This is a genomic window from Bradyrhizobium sp. GCM10028915 (assembly GCF_042666195.1).
Taxonomy (GTDB): domain Bacteria; phylum Pseudomonadota; class Alphaproteobacteria; order Rhizobiales; family Xanthobacteraceae; genus Bradyrhizobium; species Bradyrhizobium canariense_D.
In genome coordinates this window covers 240,656-267,324 of sequence record NZ_JBHTFN010000008.1, presented here as the reverse complement: position 1 = coordinate 267,324, position 26,669 = coordinate 240,656, and the positions used below count along the sequence as shown (strand labels likewise).

Sequence of the window (26,669 nt, the reverse complement as noted above, 5' to 3'; positions counted from 1 at the left end):
ACGGCTGCAACATGCTGTAGCAAGCCGTCATCTCGCTTGGACCGAAGGTGGCCGCCCATGAATCTCGAAATGAAACGCGAAGCGCTCCGCGTCGAACCGATCTCGACTTTCCTCGATCGCCGGCAGGCGCCGGTCTCGCCGGTCACGCGCGCCGGCAACATGATCTTCGTCGCCGGCCTGCCGCCATTCGACCCCGAGACGGGCGAGATCGCGGACGTGCCGATCGAACGGCAGAGCGAGCTGATCATGGAGCAGATGAAGCTGTGCCTTGAGACGGCGGGCGCGAGCCTCGACAACGTCATGAAGTGCAACGTCTACTGCACCTCGACCAAGCACTTCGCCGCGTTCAACAACGTCTATGCGCGCTATTTCCCGCACGATCCGCCGGCGCGGATCTTCGTCTGTACGCCGGAATGGTTCGGCCCCTTCGACGTCGAGATCGACTGCATCGCGATGATGTGAAGGTTAGCGCGCCGCCACTTTTGACGGCGCCTTCGCCTCCGTCCGTCCCGCCGTCAGCGCCATCGTCGCCACGCTGACGACGCGCGCGACCACGTCCTCGACATCGTCGAGGTCGCATTTGCCTTCCGACAGTTTCGTCAGCCGCTCGCTCTCGCGGATGGTGTGGTGCGCCATGGCGAGCGCGAAGTTCAGGCCCCAGTAAATATCGACGTCGCTGCGGTCGGGCAGGGACCTTCGCATCGCGCCGGCGAATTTGCGCAAATGGTCGATCTCGCGATTCTTGATGCGGCGGATCGGCGGCACGGATTCGATCGAAGCGCGGATCATGAAGCGCGCCGCGCTCGAGCGCTGGTTCTCGGGACCGAGGCAGCCGCGCAGCGTCGGGCCGACCAAGGCATGCAGGATTACCTCGATCGGCGCGCGGCCGCCGCCTTGTTCTTCCGCCGCCTTCAATTCGCGCAGACGCTCGCGATTGGTGGCGATCGAGCGTGTCACGAACAGCTCCGCGATCAACTCGTCCTTCGAGCCGAAATGATAGTTCACCGCCGCGAGGTTGACATTGGCCTCAGCGACGATGTCGCGCAACGTCACGTCGCCGAACCCGCGATCGGCATAGAGCCGTTCGGCAGCGGCGAGAATGGCAGTCCGGGTATGATCGCTGGCCATGGGAGCCCTCGGGGAGGGAGTTGCAATTCAAACAGTTGTATGAAACTATCGTTTGAAGGCCGGGAAAGTCAATCCGCAATCGGGACTCGTTCGCAAACGCGAATGGGTTCCGGAGCATCCGCAAGCCGCGCATTCGCACTTGCGGGTCGCACAATGCGGGTGGACAGTCCGGCGCAAAACAAGTTCGCCAAACGAGTTGGCAAAGACGAGGAGCGTCCCATGGATTTCGATCTGTCGCCGAAGCAGAAGGAATGGCTCGACCGCGTGCAGTCCTTCATGGCCAAGCACGTGCGCCCGGCGGTGCCGGTCTATGATGAGCAGGATCGCAGCGGCGAACGCTGGAAGGTGATCCCGGTGCTCGAGGATCTCAAGAAGAAGGCGAAAGCCGAAGGCCTCTGGAACATGTTCATGCCGCCCAACGAGCATGAGGACGACGAATTCCGCGGCGCGGGACTGACCAATCTCGAATACGCGCTGCTCTCCGAGCAGATGGGCCACATCTCGTGGGCTTCGGAAGTCTTCAATTGTTCCGCGCCCGACACCGGCAACATGGAAGTATTCATGCGCTACGGCTCCAAGGAGCAGAAGCGCAAATGGCTGCGTCCGCTGATGGACGGCGAAATCCGCTCCGCCTTCCTGATGACGGAGCCGGCCGTGGCCTCGTCTGACGCCACCAACATCGAGACCAGCATTGTGCGCGACGGCGACCATTACGTCATCAACGGCCGCAAATGGTGGTCGTCCGGCGTCGGCGATCCCCGCTGCAAGATCGCGATCCTGATGGGCAAGACCGACTTCAAGGCGGCCAAGCACCAGCAGCAGTCGCAGATCCTGGTTCCGCTCGACACTCCCGGCATCAAGGTCGAGAAGATGCTGCCCGTGTTCGGCTTCGACGACGCGCCGCACGGCCACGCCCAGGTGCTGCTCGAGAACGTGCGGGTGCAGAAGGAGAACATCCTGCTCGGCGAGGGCCGCGGCTTCGAGATCGCGCAGGGCCGGCTCGGTCCCGGCCGTATCCATCACTGCATGCGCACTATCGGCAAGGCCGAGGAGGCGCTTGAGAAGATGGTGAAGCGGCTTACCTCGCGCACTGCCTTCGGCAAGCGGATCGTCGAGCATTCGGTGTGGGAGCAGCGCATCGGCGAGGCCCGCACCAACATCGAGATGACGCGGCTGTTGTGCCTCAAGGCCGCCGACATGATGGACAAGGTCGGCAACAAGACCGCGCAGGCCGAGATCGCCATGATCAAGGTCGCAGCCCCCAATATGGCGCTGAAGATCATCGACGAGGCGATCCAGGCCTTCGGCGGTGCAGGCGTCTCGGACGAAGCCGGCCTTGCCAAGGACTATGCCCACATCCGCACGCTCCGTCTCGCCGACGGCCCGGACGAGGTGCACAATCGCGCCATTGCCAGGCTCGAGGTTCGGAAGTATGCAAACTCTTCCAGTCATTAAGCGGGAGAGCACGCTGGCGCTCCCGATTTGAAGAAACGACAGGGCATGATCCGTGATCGGATGACCGCTTGACGCAAGTGCGCTGGGGGTTACCGATTAGGATCATGTTCGGACTGAAGAGGGAGCGTCATCGTGGCTGACGGCGTCAGGAAAGACGAAGAGTTCTCGGGCACCAAACCGGTCGAGGAGCGTCATCGCATCGACGAGATGCGGCTCGAAGCCTGGCTGCGCGAGAACGTCGAGGGTTATGAGGGACCGCTGGTCGTGCTCCAGTTCAAGGGCGGCCAGTCCAACCCGACCTATCGGCTCGACACGCCGAACCGCTCCTATGTGATGCGCCGAAAACCATTCGGCAAATTGTTGCCGTCGGCGCACGCGGTCGATCGCGAATATCGCGTGATCGCGGCGCTGGGAAAGCAGGGCTTTCCGGTCGCGAAGGCCTATGCGCTGTGCCAGGATGACAGCATCATCGGTTCGGCCTTCTACATCATGTCGATGGAAGACGGCCGGGTGTTCTGGGATCCGACGCTGCCGAGCCAGACGCGGGATGATCGTCGAAAGATCTTCACCAGCAAGATCGAGACGCTGGCAAAACTCCACATGTTCGATCCCGTCGCGATCGGTCTTGGCGACTTCGGCAAACCCGGCAACTACTTTGCCCGGCAGATCGACCGCTGGACCAAGCAGTACCGCGCGTCCGAGACCCAGACCATTCCGGAGTTCGAGAAGGTCGCCGAATGGTTGCCGAAGACCGTGCCGGAGCAGGCGCGCGTCTCGATCGTCCACGGCGACTATCGCCTCGACAACATGATTTTCCACGCGACGGAACCACGCGTGCAGGCCGTGCTCGATTGGGAATTGTCGACGCTCGGCGATCCCATGGCCGACTTCACCTATCTGCTGATGCAGTGGATCATGCCCGGTCTGGACGGCGCCGACCTCAAGGCGCTCAACATCCCGAGCGTGGAGGAGGCCGCGCAGATCTATTGCAACGTCACCAAGATGACGGTGCCTGACCTCAACTGGTATTTCGCCTACAACCTGTTCCGTCTCGCCGGCATCACGCAAGGCATCGCCGGCCGGGTCCGCGACGGCACCGCGGCGAATGCCAAGGCGCTGGAGTCAGCCAAGCGCACCGTTCCGCTGTCGAAGGCGTCTTGGGAGTACGCGCAGAAGGCGGGCGCGGTTTAAGGAATCCGAAGGCGGCTGACGGCCGCGCCTTTGCTTGCGTTCCTCTCGTGTCTGGACACGGGACAGAATGACGAGAGAGATGCCCGCATGATCGATCACACCACCCTCATCACCTACATCCTCATCGTCCTCGGCTTCGTCTTCATTCCCGGACCGGCGACACTCCTCACCATGGCGCGCGCCGCGAGCTCGGGAACTAGGGTCGGCATCGCGACGGGCGCGGGAATTGCGGCTGGTGACGTGGTCCACACCACCATGGCAATCGTCGGCCTCTCTGCGATCATCGCGACTTCGGCGCTCCTGTTCAGCGTCGTCAAATACGCGGGCGCAGGCTTTCTGATCTATCTCGGCATTCGCGCCATGCTCGACAAGACGCCGATCGAGGTGAATGGCGGTGCGCCCGCGATCAGCGCAGCGCGGGCATTCCGGCAGGCCGTGCTGACCGAGGTGCTCAATCCGAAGACCGCGCTGTTCTTCCTTGCGTTCCTGCCGCAGTTCGTCCCGCCCGAGCATGGCTCGACGACGCTGCAGCTCGCGCTGCTCGGCGCTGTGTTCGTGTTGCTCGGCCTCCTTAGCACGGTGGTGTTCGCGGTCGGCGCCGGCCGTCTCGGCAATTTGCTACGCCGCCATCCAGCCGTCGTGAAATGGCAGGGCAAGGTGGTCGGGACGATCTACTGCGCCGTCGGCGTGCGGCTGGCTTTGCAGGAGCGATGAGGCGCACCGCTCATTCGTAGCCCGGATGAGCGCAGCGATATCCGGGACAGCGGCCCCGCATGTCGCCACTATGCTCATGCGGACTACGGGTGTCTCCAGACGCTCGTCATTGCGAGCGAAGCGAAGCAATCCAGAATCTTCGCACGGTGGCAGTCTGGATTGCTTCGTCGCAAGAGCTCCTCGCAATGACGCGGAAACACCTTACCCCTTCACGCAATGCGCGATCAGCTTCTCCACGAAGCCTGCGCATTTCTCCAGCTCCGCCATCTCCACGAACTCGTCCGGCGTATGCGCCTGCGCGATCGACCCGGGCCCGATCACCACTGACGGGATATCGGCCATGCTGGCAAACAGGCTCGCCTCGGTACCGAAGGCGACCTTGGCGTGGTCGTTGCGCCCCGCGAGGCTCTTGGCCAGCGTGACGATGGTGGCGTCGGCGGCGGTGTCGAGGGCGGGATAATCGAGGATCTCTTCGAAGTCGATGCCGCACTCCGGGTGTCGCGCCTTCATCGCCGGCTCGATCTCGGTCTTGGCCCAGGCGACGATCGCATCCGTCACCTCCCTGGATTCGGTTATGCCGATGCCGCGGCATTCGAAATCCACCGTGCAGGTATCGGGCACGATGTTGAGCGCGGCGCCGCCATGCACGATGCTGGTGAGCAGCGTCGAGTGAGGGACATCGTAGGGGCTGTTCGTTGCTTTCGTGCTTGCGAGTTGCAACGCGCGGCGGCGGATTTCGACGATCAGCTCGGCGGCGTATTCGATCGCGTTGACGCCCTCGGGCGCGATCGAGGAGTGGCGGGCGAGGCCCTGGAACGTGGCGCGCACGCCGTGCTTGCCCTTGTGGCCGATGATGACCTTCATCTCGGTCGGCTCGCCGATGAAGGCGCCGAGCGGCTTGATCCGTTTCTTCGCGACCTCGCGCAGCATCGGCCGCACGCCGACGCAGCCGATCTCCTCGTCATAGGAGATCGCGAGATGGATCGGCGTTGCAAGCTTCGCCTCCAGCATCTCCGGCACCATGGCGAGGCACACGGCGACAAATCCCTTCATGTCGGTGGTGCCGCGGCCGTAGAGCCTGCCGTCGCGTTCGATCAGCTTGAAGGGATCGTGGCTCCAGTCCTGGCCCACCACGGGCACCACGTCGGTATGTCCCGACAGCACCAGGCCGGGGCGGTCCTCGGGTCCAATGGTGACCCATAGCGAGGCTTTCTGTCCGGTCTCGTCGACGATGCGCTCAAAGCTGACGCCGAACCCGGCGAGATAGCTCTCGATATGCGCGATCAGGGGCAGGTTGGAGCGATCGCTGATCGTGTCGAAGCCGACGAGGTCGGCGAGCAGCCTGCGAATACGGTCGGGTCTTGAGCTTGGCATTGTCACGTTCTTGTCAGGGGGATGGAAGCCGAAGTGCTTGCACGAACCATACCAACGTCGCCTCTGGTAGAGCAAATCAACACAGACCGGTAGCCCGGGTGAGCGAAGCGATACCCGGGACAGCTCGTGGTAGGAATCCCGGATGTCGCTTCGCTCATCCGGGCTACAAGACCTTGTGTTGCCTGTCGGGCAAAACACCCCAATTGCCGAATATTCCACTTTACCGAAATTCGGAAATCACGTATGTGTCGCCGCAACCCGGACCAAGGAAGAGGGGCGTATCGCGATCGTCACGAACGCGGGCCGGACGGCGGTGGACGTTAGTCACATCGGCGCGATCGGTTTCGCAGGGCGGGCAACCGTGAGCGAAGGCGTCGCGCACACGACCGGTGCTGACAGCGTACGGCAAAACCGTGTCGTCCTGACGCCCGGTGTGCGTCAAGTCTTGTGGTGATGTGGCGGCCCGACCGGGTTCGCGCATCAGCCATCCATGAGGCGACGGGGGCAATAGTGCATCGCTCCCCGGGGAGAGCACGGCATAAGCCGTAAAACCGCTGCGCAGGGAAGGCCGGACGTTTTGGCTTCACCTGTATGCCGCTGTGCAGATTTTTTACTGCAACTTCGCACAGTGGACCGCGGGTGCCAGCCGGCGCCCGGTCTTCCCTGCGCCCTCTTTCATTCGAGGGTGAGCGACCAAGCAAAGCTCGGGCGAACAAGCCGCGAGAGGGCGAAGGTGTGTCTGCGAACGGGAATGCGAATGGAAGCGCGACGCTGCCAGCCACAGACTCCGTCATTGCGAGCACAGCGAAGCAATCCAGGCTGACGCCGCGGAAAGACTCTGGATTGCTTCGCTGTGCTCGCAATGACGATGCTGAAGCAGTTGCGCGCCAAAACTTCTGTCTCGTGCCCCGGACGCAGCGCAGCAGCGTGAGAAAGCTGCAGCGCGTCCGGGACGCGAGAGTGCGTGAACTAAACCGGCTTCCCCGTATACGGCATCGACGCCGTCAGTCCGCCGTCCACCGGGAAGGCCTGGCCATTGACGTACGACGCCTCGTCGCTGGCCAAGAACAGTCCCATCGCGGCGAGCTCGTGCGGCTGGCCGGGGCGCTTGAGCGGATTGAGCTGGCCGATCTTGTCGGCGGTGCCGCGCTCCTTGGCGCGGTCGAAGATCGGCTTGGTCATGCCGGTCTCGATCAGGCCCGGGCACACCGCGTTGATGCGCACACCGGTACCGGTGAGCGAATAGGCGGTGGTCTGCACCAGGGAGATGACGCCGGCCTTGCTCGCGGCATAGGGATGTCCGCTGGCGCCGGCCTTGAGGCCCGCGACGGACGCGGTGAGCACGATCGCGCCGGACTGCTGCTTCACCATGTGCGGCATCGCATGCTTCACCGCGAGAAACGGCCCGATCAGGTTGATGCGCAAGACTTCCTGCCATTGCTCGACGGTCTGCTCGCCGAGCGGAACGAGTCCGCCGGAGACGCCGGCATTGGCCCAGATCACGTCGAGCCGGCCGTGCGTCTTCACCGCCTTGTCGATCACGGCCATGACGTCCTTTTCGGAGCCCGCATCCGCCATCATGGCTTCCGCGACACCGCCGGCCTTCTTCACCTCGTCGACCGTCTCCTTCACCGCCTCGCTGCGATCGACCGCGATCAGCTTGGCGCCTTCCCTGGTGAACAGCAGCGCGGCCGCGCGGCCGATGCCGCTGCCGGCACCGGTGATGATGACGGATTTGCCTTGCAGACGGCCCATGCGGTTTCTCCCTTTGGTTCGCGCGCGACGCTTGCCGCGCGACGGAATTTCAAACAAGATTTCAAACGGTAAAGTGTCTTGAGACACGTTCGCTACTGACGTACAGCGACATCAGACGGGATGGAAGGGTTTCGATGGCAGGTGCAGACAAGCCCAAAGTGGTCACGACACGCTGGTGGTGGGTCCGTCACGCGCCCGTGCGCAATGACGGTGGCAACATCTACGGTCAGTCCGATCTCGCCTGCGACACCAGCGATACCTACGTCTTCAATGCTGTTGCCAAGGTGCTGCCACGCAAGGCGGTCTGGTATTCGAGCAATCTGATGCGCACCCATCAGACCGCCGAAGCGATCTGGGCGGCCGGATTCCCGAGGCCTGCATCGATGAAATGGGAGGCGGACCTCGCCGAACAGAATCTCGGTCGCTGGCAGGGCATGAACCGCGCCGAGTTCATCGCCAGCCGTCCCGTCGGCTCGAGCTGGTTTGCCGACATCAACGAGCCTGCACCCGGCGGCGAAAGCTTCATGGACCTCTACAACCGCACCCGCCGCACCATCGAGCGGATCAACAATGAGGCCGCCGGGCAGGACGTGATCGCGGTCGCACATGGCGGCACCATCAAGGCGGCGCTGGGGCTGGCGCTCGACAATCAGCCGGAGCGAGGGCTCGCGTTCGATATCGACAATTGCTCGGTGACGCGGCTCGACTATTTCGCAAGCCCCGAGCGCAATGTCTGGCGGCTGCCGATGGTGAACCAGCAGCCGTGGATCGCGGACGATGCGCATGCGGCAATGCATCAACCCGCGGGACCGGAAGTCAAGAAGCTCGCCTGAGCAATTGCCCGGTGGCGCGGAGGCGGCGTAAGCTTCAAGCAATCAAAACGTACTCTGGGAGAGAAACATGACCTTGTTCGACATGAAGGGGAAAGTCGCCGTCATCACCGGTTCGACGCGCGGCATCGGGCTTGCGATCGCCGAGCGCATGGCCGAGCACGGCGCCAAGGTGGTGATCTCCTCGCGCAAGGCCGACGTTTGCGACCAGGTCGCCAAGAGCATGAACGACAAGTTCGGCAAGGGCACGGCGGTGGCGATCGCCGCCAACATCTCGTCGAAGGAAAATCTGCAGAACCTCATCGACGAGAGCAACCGCGCCTTCGGCAAGATCGACGTGCTGGTCTGCAACGCCGCGTCGAACCCGTATTACGGTCCGCTCGCCGGCATCTCCGACGATCAGTTCAGAAAGATCCTGGACAACAACATCGTGGCCAACAACTGGCTGATCTCGATGGTGGTGCCGCAGATGATCGAGCGCAAGGATGGCTCGATCATCATCGTCTCCTCGATTGGCGGCCTGAAAGGCTCGACCATCCTCGGTGCCTACGCGATCTCGAAGGCCGCTGACATGCAGCTCGCGCGCAATTTGGCCTGCGAATACGGCCCGCACAACATCCGCGTGAACTGCATCGCGCCTGGCCTGATCAAGACCGATTTCGCGAAAGCGTTGTGGGACAATCCGGAGCATTTGAAAGCCTCGACTGCGCGTTCGCCGCTGCTGCGCATCGGGATCCCCGACGAGATCGCGGGCGCCGCGGTGTTCCTGGGCTCGAAGGCCGGCGACTTCATGACAGGCCAGACCATGGTGATCGACGGCGGCGCGACGATCAGTTGAGGCCCCAATAGGTGTCATCGCCCGCGAAGGCGGGCGATCCAGTACTCCGCGGCCTTCGTTGGAGAGCTCGCTCTCACCACATCCGCCCCGGAGTACTGGGCGGGTTCAAACGCCGTCGCAACACCAGGAGTTTGGAGGTTGCGATGAACGTTGTAAGGCGCAGATCGGCGCGGTCAGGACGAGCCCCATTGCGGTCGCCGGGACGGCCCTCTATTGCCGGGCGCGATGAACAGAATAAATTTTGGCGGGCGATTGCCGCTGGGTTAAGCAGCGAAGATGCTGCACTCGAAGCCGGATTGTCACAACCTGTCGGAAGCAGATTATTCCGAAAGGCGGGCGGCATGCCACCAGCGATGTTCAGATCTTCGGCAAAGGCTCTCTCCGGGCGGTATCTCTCGTTGAATGAGCGCGAGGAGATCGCACTTCTCAAGGTGCAGGGCGATTCCATACAGGAGATTGGACGTCGCCTGGGGCGGGCTGCTTCCACAGTCTCCCGTGAACTGCGGCGCAACGCGGCCACTCGCGGCGGCGGGTTGGGGTATCGGGCAATAACTGCCCAATGGCATGCGGATCGATCCGCCCGCCGGCCTAAGCCGACCAAGCTTGCGCTCAATGCAACCTTGCGCACTTATGTGGAGGAAAGACTTGCTGGCGGCGTCGTAGCCCCGACCGGCGCTCCCGTTCCTGGTCCCGCCGTTCCGTGGAAGGGGCGGCGGCATGGCCAGCGCAAGGATCGGCGATGGGCCAAAGCCTGGAGCCCTGAGCAGATTGCCCGACGCTTGCCGATCGACTTCCCGGACGACAAGACGATGCGCATCAGCCACGAAGCTATCTATCAAGCCCTCTTCGTTCAGGGCCGTGGCGCGCTACGCCGCGAGCTGACGGCCTGCTTGCGAACAGGGCGTGTGTTACGGATGCCCAGAGCGCGCGTACGCAGGCGAGGCAAGGGCTTTGTCTCGCCGGAGATCATGATCAGTGAGCGCCCTGCTGAAGCTGCCGATCGAGCAGTGCCGGGACATTGGGAGGGGGACCTTATCCTCGGTCTTGGCAGCTCGGCCATCGGCACGCTGGTCGAGCGCACGACGCGCTTTACGATGCTCTTGCACCTTCCACGGTTGGCGGGGCATGGCGAAGCTCCGCGCGCGAAGAACGGGCCAGCCCTTGCGGGACATGGGGCCGAAGCCGTGCGCGACGCGATCACGCGCACCATCATCACTTTGCCCGAAGAGCTGCGCCGTTCGCTAACCTGGGATCAGGGAGCCGAAATGGCTAAGCACGATCGTCTCAAGATCGATGCGGGTATCCAGGTCTACTTCTGCGACCCGCAAAGCCCATGGCAGCGCGGCACTAACGAGAACACCAACGGGCTGCTGCGGCAGTACTTCCCGAAAGGCACGGACCTGAGCATCCACAGCGCCGAGGAGATATCCGCTGTGGCAGCGGCCCTCAATGCCCGACCGCGGAAGACACTAGGCTGGAAAACGCCGGCAGAGGCGCTTGACGATCTTCTGTTATGAGTGAAAGTAACTGGTGTTGCGACGACCGTTTGAATCCCCCCTGGATGCCCCGGTCAAGCCGGGGCATGACAGCGAAAATGTGATGCAGCGCCGCGCATAGCGGCGCCGCTTCAATCCACCGCCGCGTACACCAGATCCCGCACCAGCGTCCGCGTAAAATCGCGCTGTCCCGGGCCCTGGCTCATGAATACGACGAACAGATCCTCCTTCGGATCGATCCAGAAGAACGTCCCCGCAATGCCGCTCCAGAAAAACTGGCCAACGCTGCCGGGGAAGGGCGCGATGCCGGCTTCGCGCCGCACCGCGAAGCCGAGGCCGAAACCATGGCCAGGCGACAGCAGCGTGCCATTGGTCTGCACATTCGGGCCGAGATGATCGGAGGCCATCAGCTCCAGCGTCTTGCGGCCGATGATCCTGTTGCCGTCGAGCGTGCCGCCATTGCGCAGCATCAGCGCGAAGCGAGCATAGTCCATGGTGGTGGAGACGAGGCCGCCGCCGCCGGACTCCATGATTGGCTGCTCGAGCATGTTGAACAGCGCGACCTTGTCGCCGGTCCAGGGATCGGCCGCGAACGGTTCGGCGAGCCTGTTGGCATTGGCCTCCGCTGTCGAGAAACCGGTCTCGGCCATCTGCAACGGCGCGAGAATGCGCTCGGTGAGGTACGTGCCGAGCGACTTGCCGCTGACGACCTCGATAATGCGCCCGAGGATGTCGGTCGAGCGACTGTAGTTGAACTCGTCGCCGGGATGGCAGACCAGCGGGAAGCTCGCCACCAGGGCGGCGTGCTCGGCATTGGTGATCTTGCGGCTACGCACCCGCGAGTCCTGATAGATCTTGTGCACGGGGCCGTCGCCCTGGTGCTCGTAGGTCAGGCCGGAGGTGTGGCGGAGCAGGTCCTGCACCGTCATAGGGCGCTTCGGCGGAACCAGTTCCAGCTTGCCGCCGCTGACCACGCCGACCTTCTGGTCGGCGAACTCCGGGATGAATTTCGCGATGGGGTCGGCAAGAATCAGGTGCCCATCTTCGACCAGCGTCATGATGCCGACCGACACGATTGGCTTGGTCATCGAGAAGATGCGAAAGATCGAATCTTGCGCCATCGGCGCCGCGCCCGTCGGGCTCTGCCTGCCGAGCGCCTCGAACCAGCCGACCTGGCCGTGCCGTGCCGCCAGCACGGTGACGCCCGGAATGGTTCCCTTGTCGATCTCGCGCTTGAAGGCGTCCGACATGGCCTGGAGGCGAGGGCGCGACAGCCCGAGCGTCTCGGGGCGGGATTCCGGCAGAGGCGGAGTCTTCGGTGCGATCGAGGGCCAAGGGGCGGCTGTCGCGGACGCTTGGGCAGTAGACGCTTGGGCAGTCATGGGCACTCCCGGTGCTTATTATTGTTCGGAGCGGACTGTGGCCCAGAAGGCGCGGCACAAACAAGCGAAGCCAGCGCGCTTCACCCTTGCAATCCGGTCTTGCAATCCGGCCGCCCCCTGTGCTTCAAAGCGGCCTGATCCGGGCGGCAACGCAGGGTCCGTAGGAGTGTAGCTCAATTGGTAGAGCACCGGTCTCCAAAACCGGGGGTCGCAGGTTCGAGCCCTGCCACTCCTGCCAGCGAAATCAAACACTTAGCTAGAACGTGGGCGATCAGCCATCGGCCGGATATTGCTGCCGGACGGCGTGAATCCTAGCCGCTGACCTGCCGTTTCCAGATCGCCTCTGCAAGGGCGATCTCGGCCACGGAATCTGCGCCGGAAGCCACGGCGTCCTCTGCTCCACGATATCGGCGACGAATGCCTCGGCCTGACGCCGAAACGCCCAACTCTTGCCGCGCGACAATTCAGTGGGTTGTCCTTGCTGATGGAGAACGACCTCTGCCTCCTGCTCGGCAAAGGCGGGGGCAATTCGATGGTCAGCGCGCCCAGCTCGAACGCGTTGGGCTGCGACCTTGGGACGGCGCATTGCAGGCGGCAGATAAACCCTTGATCGGCCTGATCTCTGGTCCGTCGCCCGTGGAGGCCGTTTTGCCCACGCCGGCCCTCTCTATCTTGACCTTTGGTCCCATCCGCAGTAGATACCGCGCACTCGCAGCCGGCCCGTTAGACGCGGATCTCCGGCGCGGCTTTGAAATCCCCGAACAATCGAGCCCGATTTCCGGCTCATCCTTCGACAGAGGGCTGGGCCAACGGCGGCTGTTCGGATCCCTGAAATTCATTCGCGTCTGTCGACGGACGTTGGACATCAAACGATGGCAGTCAGCCCGTTCAAGTTCTTGCAGGAAGTCCGCTCGGAGACCGCCAAGGTCACCTGGCCGACCCGCCGCGAGACCACGATCACCACCATCATGGTGTTCGTCATGGTCGCCGTGGCCTCGATCTTCTTCTTCGCCGCCGACCAGATCATCCGCGTCCTCATCACCTTCCTTCTGGGCATTCACTGATGGCAACAGCAACGGCTCAATTGTCTGACAAGCGCTGGTACATCGTCCACGCCTATTCGAACTTCGAGAAGAAGGTCGCCGAATCGATCCGCGAGCAGGCCAAGCAGCGCGGGCTTGAGGAGTTGTTCGAGCTGGTGCTGGTCCCGACCGAGAAGGTCACGGAAGTGCGCCGCGGCCGCAAGATCGACGCCGAGCGCAAGTTCTTCCCGGGCTACGTGCTGGTGAAGATGAAGCTGACCGACGAGGCGTTTCATCTGATCAAGAACACGCCGAAGGTGACCGGCTTCCTCGGCGCGGAAAACAAGCCGATGCCGATCTCGGAAGCCGAGGCCATGCGCATTCTGCACCAGGTGCAGGAGGGCGTGGAACGGCCGAAGGCGTCGGTGTCGTTCGAGATCGGCGAGAACGTGCGCGTGGCCGATGGCCCGTTTGCCTCGTTCTCGGGTGTGGTCGAGGAAATCGACGAGGCGCGCTCGCGCGTGAAGGTCGCGGTGTCGATCTTCGGCCGCGCCACGCCGGTCGAACTGGAATTCGGTCAGGTCGAGAAGGTCTGATCGGGTAGGCGTGAGGCTTCGGTCTCGCGCAACAAGAGGCCGTGGGAGGGAGAGGGCGGTTGCCAGCCGCATCCGACCCAGACCACGAACCTGAAACCGCCGGCCCAGGCCGGCCCAACAGGAGTGATACATGGCAAAGAAAGTGACCGGATACCTGAAGCTTCAGGTCCCGGCCGGTGCGGCGAATCCTTCGCCCCCGATCGGTCCCGCGCTCGGTCAGCGCGGTCTCAACATCATGGAGTTCTGCAAGGCGTTCAACGCCCAGACCCAGAAGGAAGAGAAAAACACCCCGATTCCCGTCGTGATTACGATCTACGCCGATCGTTCCTTCACGTTCGAGATGAAGACGCCGCCGATGTCCTTCTTCCTCAAGCAGGCTGCCAAGATCCAGTCCGGCTCCAAGGCGCCGGGCCGTGACAAGGCGGGTGCGGTGACCAAAGCGCAGGTGCGCGAGATCGCCGAGAAGAAGATGAAGGATCTCAATTGCGATTCCATCGAAGCGGCCATGAAGATGGTCGAGGGCTCTGCCCGCTCGATGGGTCTGGAAGTGGCAGGGTAAGCGGTCATGGCAATCGGAAAACGTTTGAACAAAGCCCGAGAAGGTATTGATCGCGAAAAGCTTTACCCGCTCGCAGACGCCATCAAGATGGTCAAGGAACGCGCGAAAGCGAAGTTCGACGAGACCATCGAGGTCGCGATCAATCTCGGCGTCGATCCGCGTCACGCCGACCAGATGGTCCGCGGCGTTGTGACCCTGCCGAACGGCACCGGCCGTACGCTCCGCGTCGGCGTGTTCGCCCGCGGCGCCAAGGCCGACGAGGCCAAGGCTGCCGGAGCCGACGTCGTCGGCGCCGAGGACCTGGTCGAGAAGGTGCAGAACGGCACGATCGATTTCGACCGCTGTATCGCAACCCCCGACATGATGCCGCTGGTCGGCCGCCTTGGTAAGGTGCTCGGCCCGCGCGGCCTGATGCCGAACCCGAAGATCGGCACCGTGACCATGGACGTCACCGGCGCCGTGAAGGGCGCCAAGGGCGGCTCGGTCGAGTTCCGCGTCGAGAAGGCCGGCATCTTGCAGGCGGGCGTCGGCAAGGCCTCGTTCACCGAGGAAAAACTGGTCGAGAACATCAAGGCCTTGGCTGACGCTGTGTCCAAGGCCAAGCCGGCCGGTTCCAAGGGCACCTACATCCAGCGCGTTGCGGTGTCCTCGTCGATGGGCCCCGGCGTGAAGGTCGAGCCGGGCACCATTCTCGGCTAAGGTTTGCAAATGACATGAGGCGAGGGGCGGAATTGGGCAACCGATTCCGCCCCTCGTCGTTTGTGACGGCGTTCACCGGAAACAAGAACAATGACTGACAAGGTCCTGATCTACTCGCGCTTTCCCAAGACGATGATGGCGCGCTTCGCCGAGCGGTTCGAGCTGCTCGACACCGGCGGCAAGCCGGCGCGGGAGATGTTTTCGGCCGACGCGCTCGGCGATATCCGTGCAGTGCTCACCGCCGGCGGCACGCCGCTGGGCGCGGAGGCGATGGACCTGTTTCCCAAGCTCGGTGCCATCGTCTGCTACGGCACCGGCTATGACGGTGTTGACCTGAAGGCCGCTGCTGCCCGCAATATTGCGGTCGGACATAGCCCGGGTGCCAATGCGGCCTCCGTCGCCGACATCGCGATGACCCTGATGCTCGCGGCGACGCGGCGAATCCTGGTGGCCGACCAGTACGTCCGAAGCGGCGATTGGGCCGCGTCAAAGCCCTCGCCGATGATGCGCCCGCAGGCCGGGATGCCGGGCCGCCGCATCGGCGTCTACGGCATGGGCGAGATCGGCCGCAAGATCGCAGCGCGCTGCGCGTCCTTCGAGAGCGAGATCGGCTATTTCAGCCGCAGCAGGTACGATCTGCCCTATCAATATTTCCCGACCTTGGAGGCGCTGGCCGACTGGTGCAGCGTGCTGATGATCGCGGTCCGGGCAGGAGCCGAGACCCAGCATGCCGTCAGCGCCGATATCCTCAGGCGCCTCGGGGCGGACGGCTATGTCGTCAACATCTCCCGCGGCTCGGTGATCGATGAGAAAGCCCTGGTGCTGGCGCTTACCGAGAAGACCATCGCCGGAGCCGGTCTCGATGTCTATGACAAGGAACCGCACGCTCCTGACGCGCTGACGGCACTGCCCAACGTCGTGTTCTCCCCCCATATTGGCGGCCACACCCTGGAATCGCACGTCGCCATGCAGAACTGCGTGCTGGCGAACCTGACCGCGTTTTTCGAGGGCAAGAAGTTGCCTTACGCGGTCAAATGAGCGGAAACCGGCCCTTTTCGGCCATGGTTAAGCGCGAGCGGCAACGGATTGGAACTGGTGTGAATTTTGCTCTTGGCAAGCAGGCCCCGAGCGGTTAAAGAACCGCTTCCGGACGTGCCGGCCTCGGCTGGCGCGTTCGTGCACGCATTCCGAAAACAAGCGATGGAGATCATTCCTTTTCAGGGCGTCCGTGAGGATTTGCTGGAAAGGGAGGGAAAACCGTCGGGTGTGGGGTGCGGGCAGAGGTCGGGCGGTTCGCCGGCTGACCTTGTCCTGTCCAAGACTGCAGGCGCCCGCGGGGAATTCCGATTTCTCAACGGCTTAATCGCATGGCCTGCATAGACGGGTGAAGACCGGATTTCACTTCGTGGCCACCTTAGGGTCGGTTGCGGAATGGGTTTGGTTCGGACCTCGACACGCCGTGGGCTCTAATGGGCTCTCGGAGGGCAGGCTTTGAATTGTCGTCTTGCCCGGCGTGTCCGATGGGTTTGGCCCTGAGGTTCAGGTTTGGGCGGGACGATGGGTGCAACCCGGCGGTCCCGCTTTCGCGATGACCGCCAACCGGAAAGAGCTTGCTGTGGAACGAGCGGCAAAAAAGGAAGCGGTCGAACAGCTCAATGGGGTCTTCAAGACCACGAGCGTCGCGGTCGTTGCCCAATATTCCGGCCTGACCGTTGCCCAGATGCAGAAGCTGCGCTCGCAGATGAAGCAGGCTGGCGCCTCGGTGAAGGTCTCGAAGAACCGTCTCGCCAAAATTGCTCTTGAAGGCACTGACGTCGTTGCCATCGGCCCCATGCTGAAGGGACCGACCGTGATCGCCACTTCGGACGATCCGGTAGCGGCGCCAAAGGTCGCCGTCGAATTCGCCAAGGCGAACGAAAAGTTCGTCATCATTGGCGGCTCGATGGGAACGACCGTCCTGAATGTCGACGGCGTGAAGGCACTTGCCTCGCTGCCGTCGCTTGACGAACTGCGCGCCAAGATCGTCGGCCTGCTTGTGGCCCCGGCGACCAAGATCGCTCAGCTCGCCAACGCGCCCGCGGGCAAGCTCGCGCGTGTCATTCAGGCTTATGCCTCAAAGAGCGAAGCGGCCTGACGCCCTTCGCAAAACTCAAACCCGAACCAGACTTACATTCAAGGAAACTGAACAATGGCTGACCTGCAGAAGATCGTTGACGACCTCTCGAGCCTCACCGTGCTCGAAGCTGCCGAACTCGCGAAGCTCCTCGAAGAGAAGTGGGGCGTTTCGGCTGCCGCGGCTGTCGCCGTGGCCGGCCCGGCTGGTGGTGGCGCTGCCGCCGCTCCGGCCGAAGAGAAGACCGAGTTCACGGTCGTTCTTGCCGCCGCCGGCGACAAGAAGATCGAGGTCATCAAGGAAGTCCGCGCCATCACCGGCCTGGGCCTGAAGGAAGCAAAGGACCTCGTCGAGGGCGCGCCGAAGCCTGTCAAGGAAGGCGTGAACAAGGACGAAGCCGAGAAGCTCAAGGCCCAGCTCGAGAAGGCTGGCGCGAAGGTCGAGCTCAAGTAAGCAGCGCTTACTGGCACGAGATCCCGGTCAGCATCATCGCAACCGGGGTCTCGGTCCGCTCTCCGAAAGGGCGGGCCGGATGCAAAAGGCGTGCGACGGAACGACCCGACGCAGGCCGAACACGAAAAAGTGTGGGGATTTGAGGGTTTGTCCCTCGAATCTGCACTAATGTCGCCCCATATCGGGTCGGCAGCACGAAAGCGCGGTGGGCAGGGATGCAGCATTCCCTGTAAGCCGTTGGGAGAGCAAGCTATTTCGGGCTTTTGCAGTCCGTGAAGAGGTTGGTTGTGACGGGCGGGCGCGCTCCTGCGCCCCGCGCGTCGTTTTGCGTTTTGAAGGTCTGAAGAACAGATTCAGGACATTCCTGCCTGAAACTGAGTCTCCGGCCCCCAAGACGGGTTCGAAAAATTCAACCCGGGGAGCGGCGGTCGCCGCGTTCCGGAGGGCGCGCCCAAATCGGGCGACGAAAATGAGAGGCCACGATGGCGCAGCAGACATTCACCGGTCGCAAACGCGTTCGCAAGTTCTTCGGACACATCAAGGAAGTGGCCGAGATGCCGAACCTCATCGAGGTTCAGAAGGCGTCCTATGACCAGTTCCTGATGGTCGACGAGCCCCAGGGCGGTCGATCGGACGAGGGCTTGCAGGCGGTGTTCCGCTCGGTGTTCCCGATCTCCGACTTCTCGGGCACCTCGATGCTGGAATTCGTCCGCTACGAGTTCGAGCCGCCGAAATACGACGTCGACGAGTGCCGCCAGCGCGGCATGACCTTCGCGGCCCCCCTCAAGGTGACGCTACGCCTCATCGTGTTCGATATCGACGAGGAAACCGGCGCGAAGTCCGTCAAGGACATCAAGGAGCAGGACGTCTACATGGGCGACATCCCGCTCATGACGATGAACGGCACCTTCATCGTCAACGGCACCGAGCGCGTCATCGTCTCGCAGATGCACCGTTCGCCGGGCGTGTTCTTCGACCACGACAAGGGCAAGACCCATTCGTCGGGCAAGCTGCTGTTCGCCGCTCGCGTGATCCCGTATCGCGGCTCCTGGCTCGACATCGAGTTCGACGCCAAGGACATCGTCTATGCGCGTATCGACCGTCGCCGCAAGCTTCCGGTGACGTCGCTGATGTTCGCGCTTGGTCTCGACGGCGAGGCGATCCTCAGCACCTTCTACAAGAAGATCCAGTACAAGCGGATCAAGGAAGGCTGGCGCGTTCCGTTCGACGCCAATCGTTTCCGCGGCTACTCGACCATTAACGACCTGATCGATGCCGATACCGGCAAGGTCGTGCTCGAAGCCGGCAAGAAGCTCACCGTGCGCGGTGCGCGTCAGATGCAGGAGAAGGGGCTGAAGGCGCTGCGCCTCTCGGATGCTGAGCTCGTCGGCAACTACATCGCCGAGGACCTCGTCAATCCCAAGACCGGCGAGATCTACGCGGAAGCCGGTGAAGAGATCACCGACAAGTCGATCAAGGTTCTCAACGAGCACGGCTACAAGGAGCTGCCGCTGCTCGACATCGACCACGTCAATGTCGGCGCCTACATCCGCAACACCCTCGCGGCCGACAAGAACATGACGCGCGAGGACGCGCTGTTCGACATCTACCGCGTGATGCGTCCCGGCGAGCCGCCGACGCTGGATTCGGCGCAGGCAATGTTCCAGTCACTGTTCTTCGACGCCGAGCGCTACGACCTCTCGGCGGTCGGTCGCGTCAAGATGAACATGCGCCTCGACCTCGATGCGCCCGACACCCAGCGCACGCTACGCAAGGAAGACATCCTCTCCGTCATCAAGACGCTGGTGGATTTGCGCGACGGCAAGGGCGAGATCGACGACATCGACCATCTCGGCAACCGCCGTGTGCGTTCGGTCGGCGAGCTCATGGAGAACCAGTACCGCATCGGCTTGCTCCGCATGGAGCGCGCGATCAAGGAGCGCATGTCTTCGGTCGACATCGACACGGTCATGCCGCAGGACCTGATCAACGCCAAGCCGGCGGCCGCCGCCGTGCGCGAGTTCTTCGGCTCCTCGCAGCTCTCGCAGTTCATGGACCAGACCAACCCGCTGTCGGAGATCACCCACAAGCGCCGCCTGTCGGCACTTGGACCGGGCGGTCTGACCCGCGAGCGCGCCGGCTTCGAGGTCCGCGACGTGCATCCGACGCATTACGGCCGCATCTGCCCGATCGAGACGCCGGAAGGTCCGAACATCGGCCTGATCAACTCGCTCGCGACCTTCGCGCGCGTGAACAAGTACGGCTTCGTCGAGACGCCTTACCGCAAGGTCAAGGACGGCCGCGTCACCGACGAGGTCGTGTACCTCTCGGCGATGGAAGAGGGCCGCTATACGGTCGCGCAGGCCAACGTGCCGCTCGATCCGAAGGGCCGCTTCACCGAAGATCTCGTGGTCTGCCGTCACGCCGGCGAAGTCTTGCCGGTGACCCCGGACAAGGTCGACTACATGGACGTGTCGCCGAAGCAGCTCGTTTCGGTCGCGGCCGCGCTGATCCCGTTCCTCGAGAACGACGACGCCAACCGCGCGCTGATGGGCTCGAACATGCAGCGCCAGGCGGTGCCGCTGGTTCGCGCCGAAGCGCCGTTCGTCGGCACCGGCATGGAAGGCGTGGTTGCGCGTGACTCGGGTGCTGCGATCGCGGCGCGCCGTTCGGGCGTGATCGACCAGATCGACGCCACCCGCGTCGTGATCCGCGCCACGGAAGATCTCGATCCGACCAAGTCGGGCGTCGATATCTACCGGCTGATGAAGTACCAGCGCTCCAACCAGTCGACCTGCATCAACCAGCGTCCGCTGGTGAAGGTCGGCGACATCGTCAAGAAGGGCGACATCATCGCCGACGGTCCGTCGACCGATCTCGGCGAGCTCGCGCTCGGCCGGAACGTGCTCGTCGCGTTCATGCCGTGGAACGGCTACAACTTCGAAGACTCGATCCTGCTCTCCGAGCGGATCGTGAAGGAAGACGTGTTTACCTCAATTCATATCGAAGAATTCGAGGTGATGGCCCGCGACACCAAGCTCGGACCCGAGGAAATCACCCGCGACATTCCGAACGTCTCGGAAGAAGCGCTGAAGAACCTCGACGAAGCCGGCATCGTGTACATCGGCGCGGAAGTACGCGCCGGCGACATCCTGGTCGGCAAGATCACGCCGAAGGGCGAAAGCCCGATGACGCCGGAAGAAAAGCTCCTGCGCGCCATCTTCGGCGAGAAGGCTTCCGACGTCCGCGACACCTCGCTGCGCGTTCCTCCGGGCGTGCAGGGCACCATCGTCGAAGTGCGCGTGTTCAACCGGCACGGCGTCGACAAGGACGAGCGTGCGCTGGCGATCGAGCGGGAAGAGATCGAGCGTCTGGCCAAGGACCGCGACGACGAGCAGGCGATCCTGGACCGCAACGTCTACAACCGTCTTGCCGAGCTGCTCGAAGGACGGCAGGGCATCGCCGGTCCGAAGGGCTTCAAGAAGGACACCAAGATCACCCGTGCGGTGCTCGAGGAGTACCCGAAGTCGCAGTGGTGGCTGTTCGCTTCGCCGAACGACAAGCTGATGGCCGAGATCGAGGCCATGCGGAAGCAGTACGACGAGTCGAAGAAGGGGCTGGAACAGCGCTTCCTCGACAAGGTCGAAAAGCTTCAGCGCGGTGACGAATTGCCGCCCGGCGTGATGAAGATGGTCAAGGTCTTCGTCGCGGTGAAGCGCAAGATCCAGCCCGGCGACAAGATGGCCGGCCGCCACGGCAACAAGGGCGTGGTGTCGAAGATCGTGCCGATCGAGGACATGCCGTTCCTCGAAGACGGTACGCATGCCGACATCGTGCTCAATCCGCTCGGCGTGCCTTCGCGCATGAACGTCGGACAGATCCTCGAGACCCATCTTGGCTGGGCCTGCGCCGGCCTCGGCAAGCGTATCGGCCAGACAGTCGATGCCTATTTGTCGAAGCAGGACATCAGGCCGCTGAAGGAAACCTTGAAGAAGGTCTACGGCGAGGACGAGACGATCAAGTCGCTCAACGACAACGAATTGATCGAGCTCGGCCACAATCTGAGCCGCGGCGTTCCGATCGCGACGCCGGTGTTCGACGGCGCCAAGGAAGCCGACATCGAGGAGATGCTGAAGCTTGCCGGTCTCGACGCTTCGGGTCAGTCGACCGTCTATGACGGCCGCACCGGCGATGCCTTCGATCGCAAGGTGACGGTGGGCTACATCTACATGCTCAAGCTGCACCATCTCGTCGACGACAAGATCCACGCGCGTTCGATCGGTCCGTACTCGCTCGTTACCCAGCAACCGCTGGGTGGCAAGGCGCAGTTCGGCGGCCAGCGCTTCGGCGAAATGGAAGTGTGGGCGCTCGAGGCTTACGGCGCGGCGTACACGCTCCAGGAGATGCTGACCGTGAAGTCGGACGACGTCGCCGGCCGTACCAAGGTGTACGAGGCGATCGTGCGTGGCGACGACACCTTCGAGGCCGGTATTCCGGAATCGTTCAACGTGCTGGTCAAGGAAATGCGCTCGCTCGGCCTCAACGTCGATCTGCACAATTCCAAGGTCGGACCGGGGACGGCGGAAGCGGCCGAGTAATACGACCCTCATGCCCGGCCTGAATGGCCGGGCATCGGCGCCCAGTCCTGGAATCGCAAGGGCAGGGTGCCCCGCATAGTGATTTTCGAATTTGCTGCCGGAGGCGACCGGCACGCGAGGAGAAGACGATGAACCAAGAAATTATGAATCTCTTTAATCCGACGACGCCGGCTCAGGTCTTCGACCAGATCCGGATCTCGATCGCGAGCCCCGAGAAGATTCTGTCCTGGTCGTACGGCGAGATCAAGAAGCCGGAAACCATCAACTACCGTACCTTCAAGCCCGAGCGCGACGGCCTGTTCTGCGCCCGCATCTTCGGGCCGATCAAGGACTACGAGTGCTTGTGCGGCAAGTACAAGCGCATGAAGTACAAGGGCATCATCTGCGAGAAGTGCTCGGTCGAGGTCACGCTGTCGCGCGTCCGGCGCGAGCGCATGGGCCATATCGAGCTCGCGGCCCCCGTCGCCCACATCTGGTTCCTGAAGTCGCTGCCCTCGCGCATCGGCCTCCTGCTCGACATGACGTTGAAGGATCTCGAGCGGATCCTCTACTTCGAATATTACGTCGTGCTCGAGCCGGGCCTCACCGCGCTGAAGGACCGTCAGCTCTTGTCGGAAGACGAGTATCTGAAGGCGCAGGACGAATACGGCCAGGATTCCTTCACCGCCATGATCGGCGCGGAAGCGATTCGCGAGCTGCTCAAGGGCATGGACCTCGAGAAGCTCGAGCTGACCTTGCGTGCGGAGATGCAGGAGACCGACTCCGACATCAAGCACAAGAAGCTCGCCAAGCGCCTGAAGATCGTGGAAGCGTTCCGCCACTCCGGCAACAAGCCGGAATGGATGATCATGACGGTGGTTCCGGTGATTCCGCCGGACCTGCGTCCGCTGGTGCCGCTGGATGGCGGCCGCTTCGCGACCTCGGACCTCAACGATCTCTACCGCCGCGTCATTAACCGCAACAACCGCCTGAAGCGGCTGATGGAGCTGCGCGCGCCGGACATCATCATCCGCAACGAGAAGCGCATGCTTCAGGAGGCCGTCGACGCGCTGTTCGACAACGGCCGCCGCGGCCGCGTCATCACCGGTGCCAACAAGCGTCCGCTGAAGTCGCTCGCCGACATGCTCAAAGGCAAGCAGGGCCGGTTCCGTCAGAACCTGCTCGGCAAGCGCGTCGACTATTCGGGCCGTTCGGTGATCGTGGTCGGTCCCGAGCTGCGCCTGCATCAGTGCGGTCTGCCGAAGAAGATGGCGCTCGAACTGTTCAAGCCGTTCATCTACTCGCGGCTTGACGCCAAGGGCCTGTCCACCACCGTGAAGCAGGCCAAGAAGCTGGTCGAGAAGGAGCGGCCCGAGGTCTGGGACATCCTGGACGAGGTCATCCGCGAGCATCCCGTGCTGCTCAACCGCGCACCGACGCTGCATCGCCTCGGCATCCAGGCGTTCGAGCCCGTGCTGATCGAGGGCAAGGCGATCCAGCTCCACCCGCTGGTCTGCGCCGCGTTCAACGCCGACTTCGACGGCGACCAGATGGCCGTGCACGTTCCGCTGTCGCTGGAAGCGCAGCTGGAAGCGCGCGTCCTGATGATGTCGACCAACAACATCCTGCATCCGGCGAACGGCCAGCCGATCATCGTGCCGTCGCAGGACATCGTGCTCGGTCTCTACTACGTCTCCATCATGCGCGAAGGCCTGCCCGGCGAGGGCAAGATCTTCGGCGAGATGGCGGAGCTCGAGCACGCGCTGCACGCGAAGGTCATCCACCTCCACACCAAGATCAAGTACCGGTGGGAAGGCATCGACGAGACCGGCAAGATCTCCAGGCGCTGGATCGAGACCACCGCCGGCCGCGTAATGCTGGGCAATTTGCTGCCGAAGAACCCGCGCGTTCCGTACGAGATCATCAACAAGCTGATGACCAAGCGCGAGATCTCCGGCGTCATCGACCAGGTCTACCGCCACTGCGGCCAGAAGGAGACGGTGATCTTCTGCGACCGCATCATGGCGCTCGGCTTCTACAACGCGTTCAAGGCCGGCATCTCGTTCGGCAAGGACGACATGGTCGTGCCGCACTCCAAGTGGAAGATCGTCGACGCTACCCGTACGCTGGCGAAGGATTTCGAGCAGCAGTACAACGACGGTCTGATTACCCATGGCGAGAAGTACAACAAGGTCGTCGACGCCTGGTCGAAGGCCACGGAAGAAATCGCCAAGGCGATGATGAAGGAGATCTCCTCGACCAAGAAGACGGCGAGTGGGGCGGATGCCGACATCAACTCGATCTACATGATGGCTCACTCCGGTGCCCGCGGTTCGCCGGCCCAGATGCGCCAGCTCGCCGGCATGCGCGGCCTGATGGCCAAGCCGTCGGGCGAGATCATCGAGACGCCGATCATCTCGAACTTCAAGGAAGGCCTCTCGGTGCTCGAGTACTTCAACTCGACCCACGGCGCCCGCAAGGGCCTCGCGGACACCGCGTTGAAGACCGCGAACTCCGGCTATCTGACCCGTCGTCTCGTCGACGTCGCGCAGGATTGCATCATCACGCAGGACGATTGCGGCACCAAGCTCGGCATCAAGATGCGCGCCATCGTCGATGCCGGCACCGTGGTCGCTTCGCTCGGCTCGCGCATCCTCGGACGCACGGCCTGCGAAGACGTGCGTGACAGCACGGGCAAGGTGATCTTCAAGCGCGGTACGCTGATGGAAGAGAGCCATCTGGATGCCATCCATCAGGGCGGCGTCCAGGAGGTGAAGATCCGCTCGGCGCTGACCTGCGAGCTCGTCAACGGCATCTGCGGCAAGTGCTACGGCCGCGATCTCGCTCGCGGCACGCCGGTCAACCACGGCGAAGCGGTCGGGGTCATCGCGGCCCAGTCGATCGGCGAGCCGGGCACCCAGCTCACCATGCGCACCTTCCACATCGGCGGTGCGGCGCAGCTGAACGAGCAATCTTTCGTCGAATCCAACTTCGACGGCAAGATCGTGATCAGGAACAAGGCCATCGCCCGCAATAGCGAAGGCCACCTGGTCGCGATGGTTCGCAACATGGTGATCGCGATCGTCGATGCCGACGGCACCGAGCGTGCGACGCACCGTATTCAGTACGGTTCGCGCCTGCACGTCGACGAGGGCGACATGGTCAAGCGTGGCCAGCGTATCGTGGAATGGGATCCCTACACCCGTCCGCTCCTCACCGAGGTCGAAGGTACTATCGGCTTCGAGGATCTGGTCGAGGGACAGTCGATCTCGGAAACGCTCGACGAGGCCACCGGTATTGCCAAGCGCGTGGTCATCGACTGGCGCTCGATGCGCGGCGGCGGGGACCTGCGTCCCGCCATCGTGATCAAGGGCAAGGACGGCAAGGTGCTCAAGCTCGCCCGTGGCGGCGATGCCCGCTACATGCTGTCGGTCGATGCCATTCTGTCGGTCGATGTCGGCGCCAAGGTCCAGGCGGGCGACATTCTCGCCCGTGTCTCGACCGAAAGCGCCAAGACGCGCGACATCACCGGCGGTCTGCCGCGGGTGGCGGAACTGTTCGAGGCTCGGCGTCCGAAGGATGCGGCGATCATCGCCGAAATCGCGGGCACCATCCGGTTTGGGCGCGACTACAAGAACAAGCGTCGCATCTCGATCGAGCCGATGGACAAGACCGAAGAGGCGCGCGAGTACCTGATCCCGAAGGGCAAGCACATCCACCTTCAGGACGGCGACGTCGTCGAAAAGGGCGACTTCATCGTGGAAGGCAATCCGGCGCCGCACGACATTTTGGCGGTCAAGGGCATCGAGGAACTCGCGGCCTATCTGGTCAACGAGATCCAGGAGGTCTATCGGCTCCAGGGCGTGCTCATCAACGATAAGCACATCGAGGTGATCGTCCGTCAGATGCTCCAGAAGGTGGAAGTCACCGACCAGGGCGACACGGACATGATCTCGGGCGAGCAGATCGACAAGATCGAGTTCGACCAGATCAACGCGAAGGCCAAGGAAGAGGGCAAGAAGATCGCCACGGGGACGCCGGTTCTGCTCGGCATCACCAAGGCGAGCCTTCAGACCCGCTCCTTCTTCTCGGCGGCCTCGTTCCAGGAGACCACCCGCGTCCTCACGGAAGCGGCGGTCAACGGCAAGGTCGATCCGCTCGAAGGCCTCAAGGAGAACGTCATCGTCGGCCGGCTGATTCCGGCAGGCACCGGCGCCTCCATGGCGAAGATCCGCGAAGTCGCTGTGAAGCGCGACAAGATGATCCTCGACGAGCGCGAGAAGCAGGCGGCGGTCGTGCCGCCGGCGCCGGAAGTGGAGCCGATGGCGCTGCCACCTGCGGAATGATCGTTCATCCGTAGGAATACCGAGGACACTGAAAAGGCCGGCGAAAGCCGGCCTTTTTGCTGCTTTGTTTCCCTGTTGCGGTGCAGGATCAACCTTTGTTCATCTTTCCTTCAGGCGCAAAAGCGCTTCTGCTAGGAGAGC

Annotated in this window: 21 protein-coding genes and 1 tRNA gene; 18 read left to right on the top strand and 4 right to left on the bottom strand. The window is 63.0% G+C overall.

Annotated features, from left to right (window positions below; genetic code table 11):
* Nucleotides 1-69: 69 nt before the first annotated feature.
* Complete coding sequence (locus tag ACFQX9_RS07230) at nucleotides 70-462, top strand: RidA family protein (protein WP_162847229.1); 393 nt, start codon at nucleotides 70-72, stop codon at nucleotides 460-462.
* Between the two features lie 3 nt (nucleotides 463-465).
* On the opposite strand, the gene ACFQX9_RS07225 is transcribed toward ACFQX9_RS07230, so the two are convergent.
* A complete protein-coding gene (locus ACFQX9_RS07225; RefSeq protein ID WP_085351267.1) occupies nucleotides 466-1,128 on the bottom strand; it encodes a TetR/AcrR family transcriptional regulator in 663 nt (220 codons plus the stop codon).
* Between the two features lie 219 nt (nucleotides 1,129-1,347).
* Here ACFQX9_RS07225 and ACFQX9_RS07220 point away from each other — a divergent pair, with 219 nt between their 5' ends.
* The 3 genes from ACFQX9_RS07220 (at nucleotide 1,348) to ACFQX9_RS07210 (ending at nucleotide 4,488) form a co-directional block, all read left to right on the top strand.
* On the top strand, nucleotides 1,348-2,583 hold the full coding sequence (locus tag ACFQX9_RS07220; protein ID WP_377787437.1) for an acyl-CoA dehydrogenase family protein: 1,236 nt from the start codon (nucleotides 1,348-1,350) through the stop codon (nucleotides 2,581-2,583).
* Between the two features lie 132 nt (nucleotides 2,584-2,715).
* Complete coding sequence (locus ACFQX9_RS07215) at nucleotides 2,716-3,774, top strand: phosphotransferase family protein (protein WP_377787434.1); 1,059 nt, start codon at nucleotides 2,716-2,718, stop codon at nucleotides 3,772-3,774.
* A gap of 87 nt (nucleotides 3,775-3,861) precedes the next feature.
* Nucleotides 3,862-4,488 (top strand): LysE family translocator, encoded by a 627-nt coding sequence (locus tag ACFQX9_RS07210; RefSeq protein ID WP_377787431.1) that lies wholly within the window; start codon nucleotides 3,862-3,864, stop codon nucleotides 4,486-4,488.
* A 201-nt stretch (nucleotides 4,489-4,689) separates the two neighbouring features.
* On the opposite strand, the gene argE is transcribed toward ACFQX9_RS07210, so the two are convergent.
* Nucleotides 4,690-5,862: an acetylornithine deacetylase gene (argE, locus tag ACFQX9_RS07205; RefSeq protein ID WP_377787428.1), complete on the bottom strand. Its 1,173-nt coding sequence runs from the start codon at nucleotides 5,860-5,862 to the stop codon at nucleotides 4,690-4,692.
* A gap of 142 nt (nucleotides 5,863-6,004) precedes the next feature.
* Here argE and ACFQX9_RS07200 point away from each other — a divergent pair, with 142 nt between their 5' ends.
* Nucleotides 6,005-6,316 (top strand): hypothetical protein, encoded by a 312-nt coding sequence (locus ACFQX9_RS07200; RefSeq protein ID WP_377787424.1) that lies wholly within the window; start codon nucleotides 6,005-6,007, stop codon nucleotides 6,314-6,316.
* A 515-nt stretch (nucleotides 6,317-6,831) separates the two neighbouring features.
* On the opposite strand, the gene ACFQX9_RS07195 is transcribed toward ACFQX9_RS07200, so the two are convergent.
* A complete protein-coding gene (locus tag ACFQX9_RS07195; RefSeq protein WP_018456438.1) occupies nucleotides 6,832-7,617 on the bottom strand; it encodes an SDR family NAD(P)-dependent oxidoreductase in 786 nt (261 codons plus the stop codon).
* A gap of 134 nt (nucleotides 7,618-7,751) precedes the next feature.
* Here ACFQX9_RS07195 and ACFQX9_RS07190 point away from each other — a divergent pair, with 134 nt between their 5' ends.
* From ACFQX9_RS07190 to ACFQX9_RS07180, 3 genes are all read left to right on the top strand, one after another.
* Nucleotides 7,752-8,450 (top strand): histidine phosphatase family protein, encoded by a 699-nt coding sequence (locus ACFQX9_RS07190; protein ID WP_018456439.1) that lies wholly within the window; start codon nucleotides 7,752-7,754, stop codon nucleotides 8,448-8,450.
* Nucleotides 8,451-8,517: 67 nt separating this feature from the next.
* Nucleotides 8,518-9,285, top strand: a complete 768-nt coding sequence (locus ACFQX9_RS07185; RefSeq protein ID WP_377787419.1) for an SDR family NAD(P)-dependent oxidoreductase — start codon at nucleotides 8,518-8,520, stop codon at nucleotides 9,283-9,285.
* Between the two features lie 143 nt (nucleotides 9,286-9,428).
* Complete coding sequence (locus ACFQX9_RS07180) at nucleotides 9,429-10,802, top strand: IS30 family transposase (protein WP_377787416.1); 1,374 nt, start codon at nucleotides 9,429-9,431, stop codon at nucleotides 10,800-10,802.
* A 110-nt stretch (nucleotides 10,803-10,912) separates the two neighbouring features.
* Here the strand turns inward: ACFQX9_RS07180 and ACFQX9_RS07175 are convergent, their stop codons facing one another.
* On the bottom strand, nucleotides 10,913-12,163 hold the full coding sequence (locus ACFQX9_RS07175) for a serine hydrolase domain-containing protein (RefSeq protein ID WP_377787413.1): 1,251 nt from the start codon (nucleotides 12,161-12,163) through the stop codon (nucleotides 10,913-10,915).
* A 162-nt stretch (nucleotides 12,164-12,325) separates the two neighbouring features.
* On the opposite strand from ACFQX9_RS07175, the gene ACFQX9_RS07170 reads away from it, so the two are divergent.
* The 10 genes from ACFQX9_RS07170 to rpoC all read left to right on the top strand — a co-directional run bounded on the left by ACFQX9_RS07170 (nucleotide 12,326) and on the right by rpoC (nucleotide 26,528).
* Nucleotides 12,326-12,401 (top strand) — tRNA-Trp (locus ACFQX9_RS07170).
* Between the two features lie 634 nt (nucleotides 12,402-13,035).
* Nucleotides 13,036-13,227 carry a preprotein translocase subunit SecE gene (secE, locus tag ACFQX9_RS07165; protein ID WP_007602984.1) on the top strand — a complete coding sequence of 64 codons (192 nt, stop codon included), beginning with the start codon at nucleotides 13,036-13,038 and terminating at the stop codon, nucleotides 13,225-13,227.
* A complete protein-coding gene (gene nusG, locus ACFQX9_RS07160; RefSeq protein WP_007602985.1) occupies nucleotides 13,227-13,781 on the top strand; it encodes a transcription termination/antitermination protein NusG in 555 nt (184 codons plus the stop codon). The genes secE and nusG overlap by 1 nt, the downstream gene beginning before the upstream one ends.
* 130 nt (nucleotides 13,782-13,911) lie before the next feature.
* The gene (gene rplK, locus ACFQX9_RS07155; RefSeq protein ID WP_018456444.1) at nucleotides 13,912-14,340 is read left to right on the top strand and encodes a 50S ribosomal protein L11; all 429 of its coding nucleotides are present in this window, start codon (nucleotides 13,912-13,914) and stop codon (nucleotides 14,338-14,340) included.
* 6 nt (nucleotides 14,341-14,346) lie between these two features.
* Complete coding sequence (gene rplA, locus ACFQX9_RS07150) at nucleotides 14,347-15,039, top strand: 50S ribosomal protein L1 (RefSeq protein ID WP_007602988.1); 693 nt, start codon at nucleotides 14,347-14,349, stop codon at nucleotides 15,037-15,039.
* A 90-nt stretch (nucleotides 15,040-15,129) separates the two neighbouring features.
* Nucleotides 15,130-16,077, top strand: coding sequence for a 2-hydroxyacid dehydrogenase (locus ACFQX9_RS07145; RefSeq protein ID WP_085351281.1), 948 nt, complete (start codon nucleotides 15,130-15,132; stop codon nucleotides 16,075-16,077).
* A gap of 577 nt (nucleotides 16,078-16,654) precedes the next feature.
* A complete protein-coding gene (gene rplJ / locus ACFQX9_RS07140; protein WP_026233178.1) occupies nucleotides 16,655-17,173 on the top strand; it encodes a 50S ribosomal protein L10 in 519 nt (172 codons plus the stop codon).
* Between the two features lie 54 nt (nucleotides 17,174-17,227).
* Entirely contained in the window at nucleotides 17,228-17,605 is a 378-nt protein-coding gene (gene rplL, locus ACFQX9_RS07135) for a 50S ribosomal protein L7/L12 (RefSeq protein WP_007602994.1), read from the top strand.
* Between the two features lie 482 nt (nucleotides 17,606-18,087).
* Nucleotides 18,088-22,203, top strand: coding sequence for a DNA-directed RNA polymerase subunit beta (rpoB, locus tag ACFQX9_RS07130; protein WP_377787407.1), 4,116 nt, complete (start codon nucleotides 18,088-18,090; stop codon nucleotides 22,201-22,203).
* 128 nt (nucleotides 22,204-22,331) lie between these two features.
* Nucleotides 22,332-26,528, top strand: coding sequence for a DNA-directed RNA polymerase subunit beta' (gene rpoC, locus ACFQX9_RS07125; RefSeq protein ID WP_026233179.1), 4,197 nt, complete (start codon nucleotides 22,332-22,334; stop codon nucleotides 26,526-26,528).
* Nucleotides 26,529-26,669 lie beyond the last annotated feature (141 nt).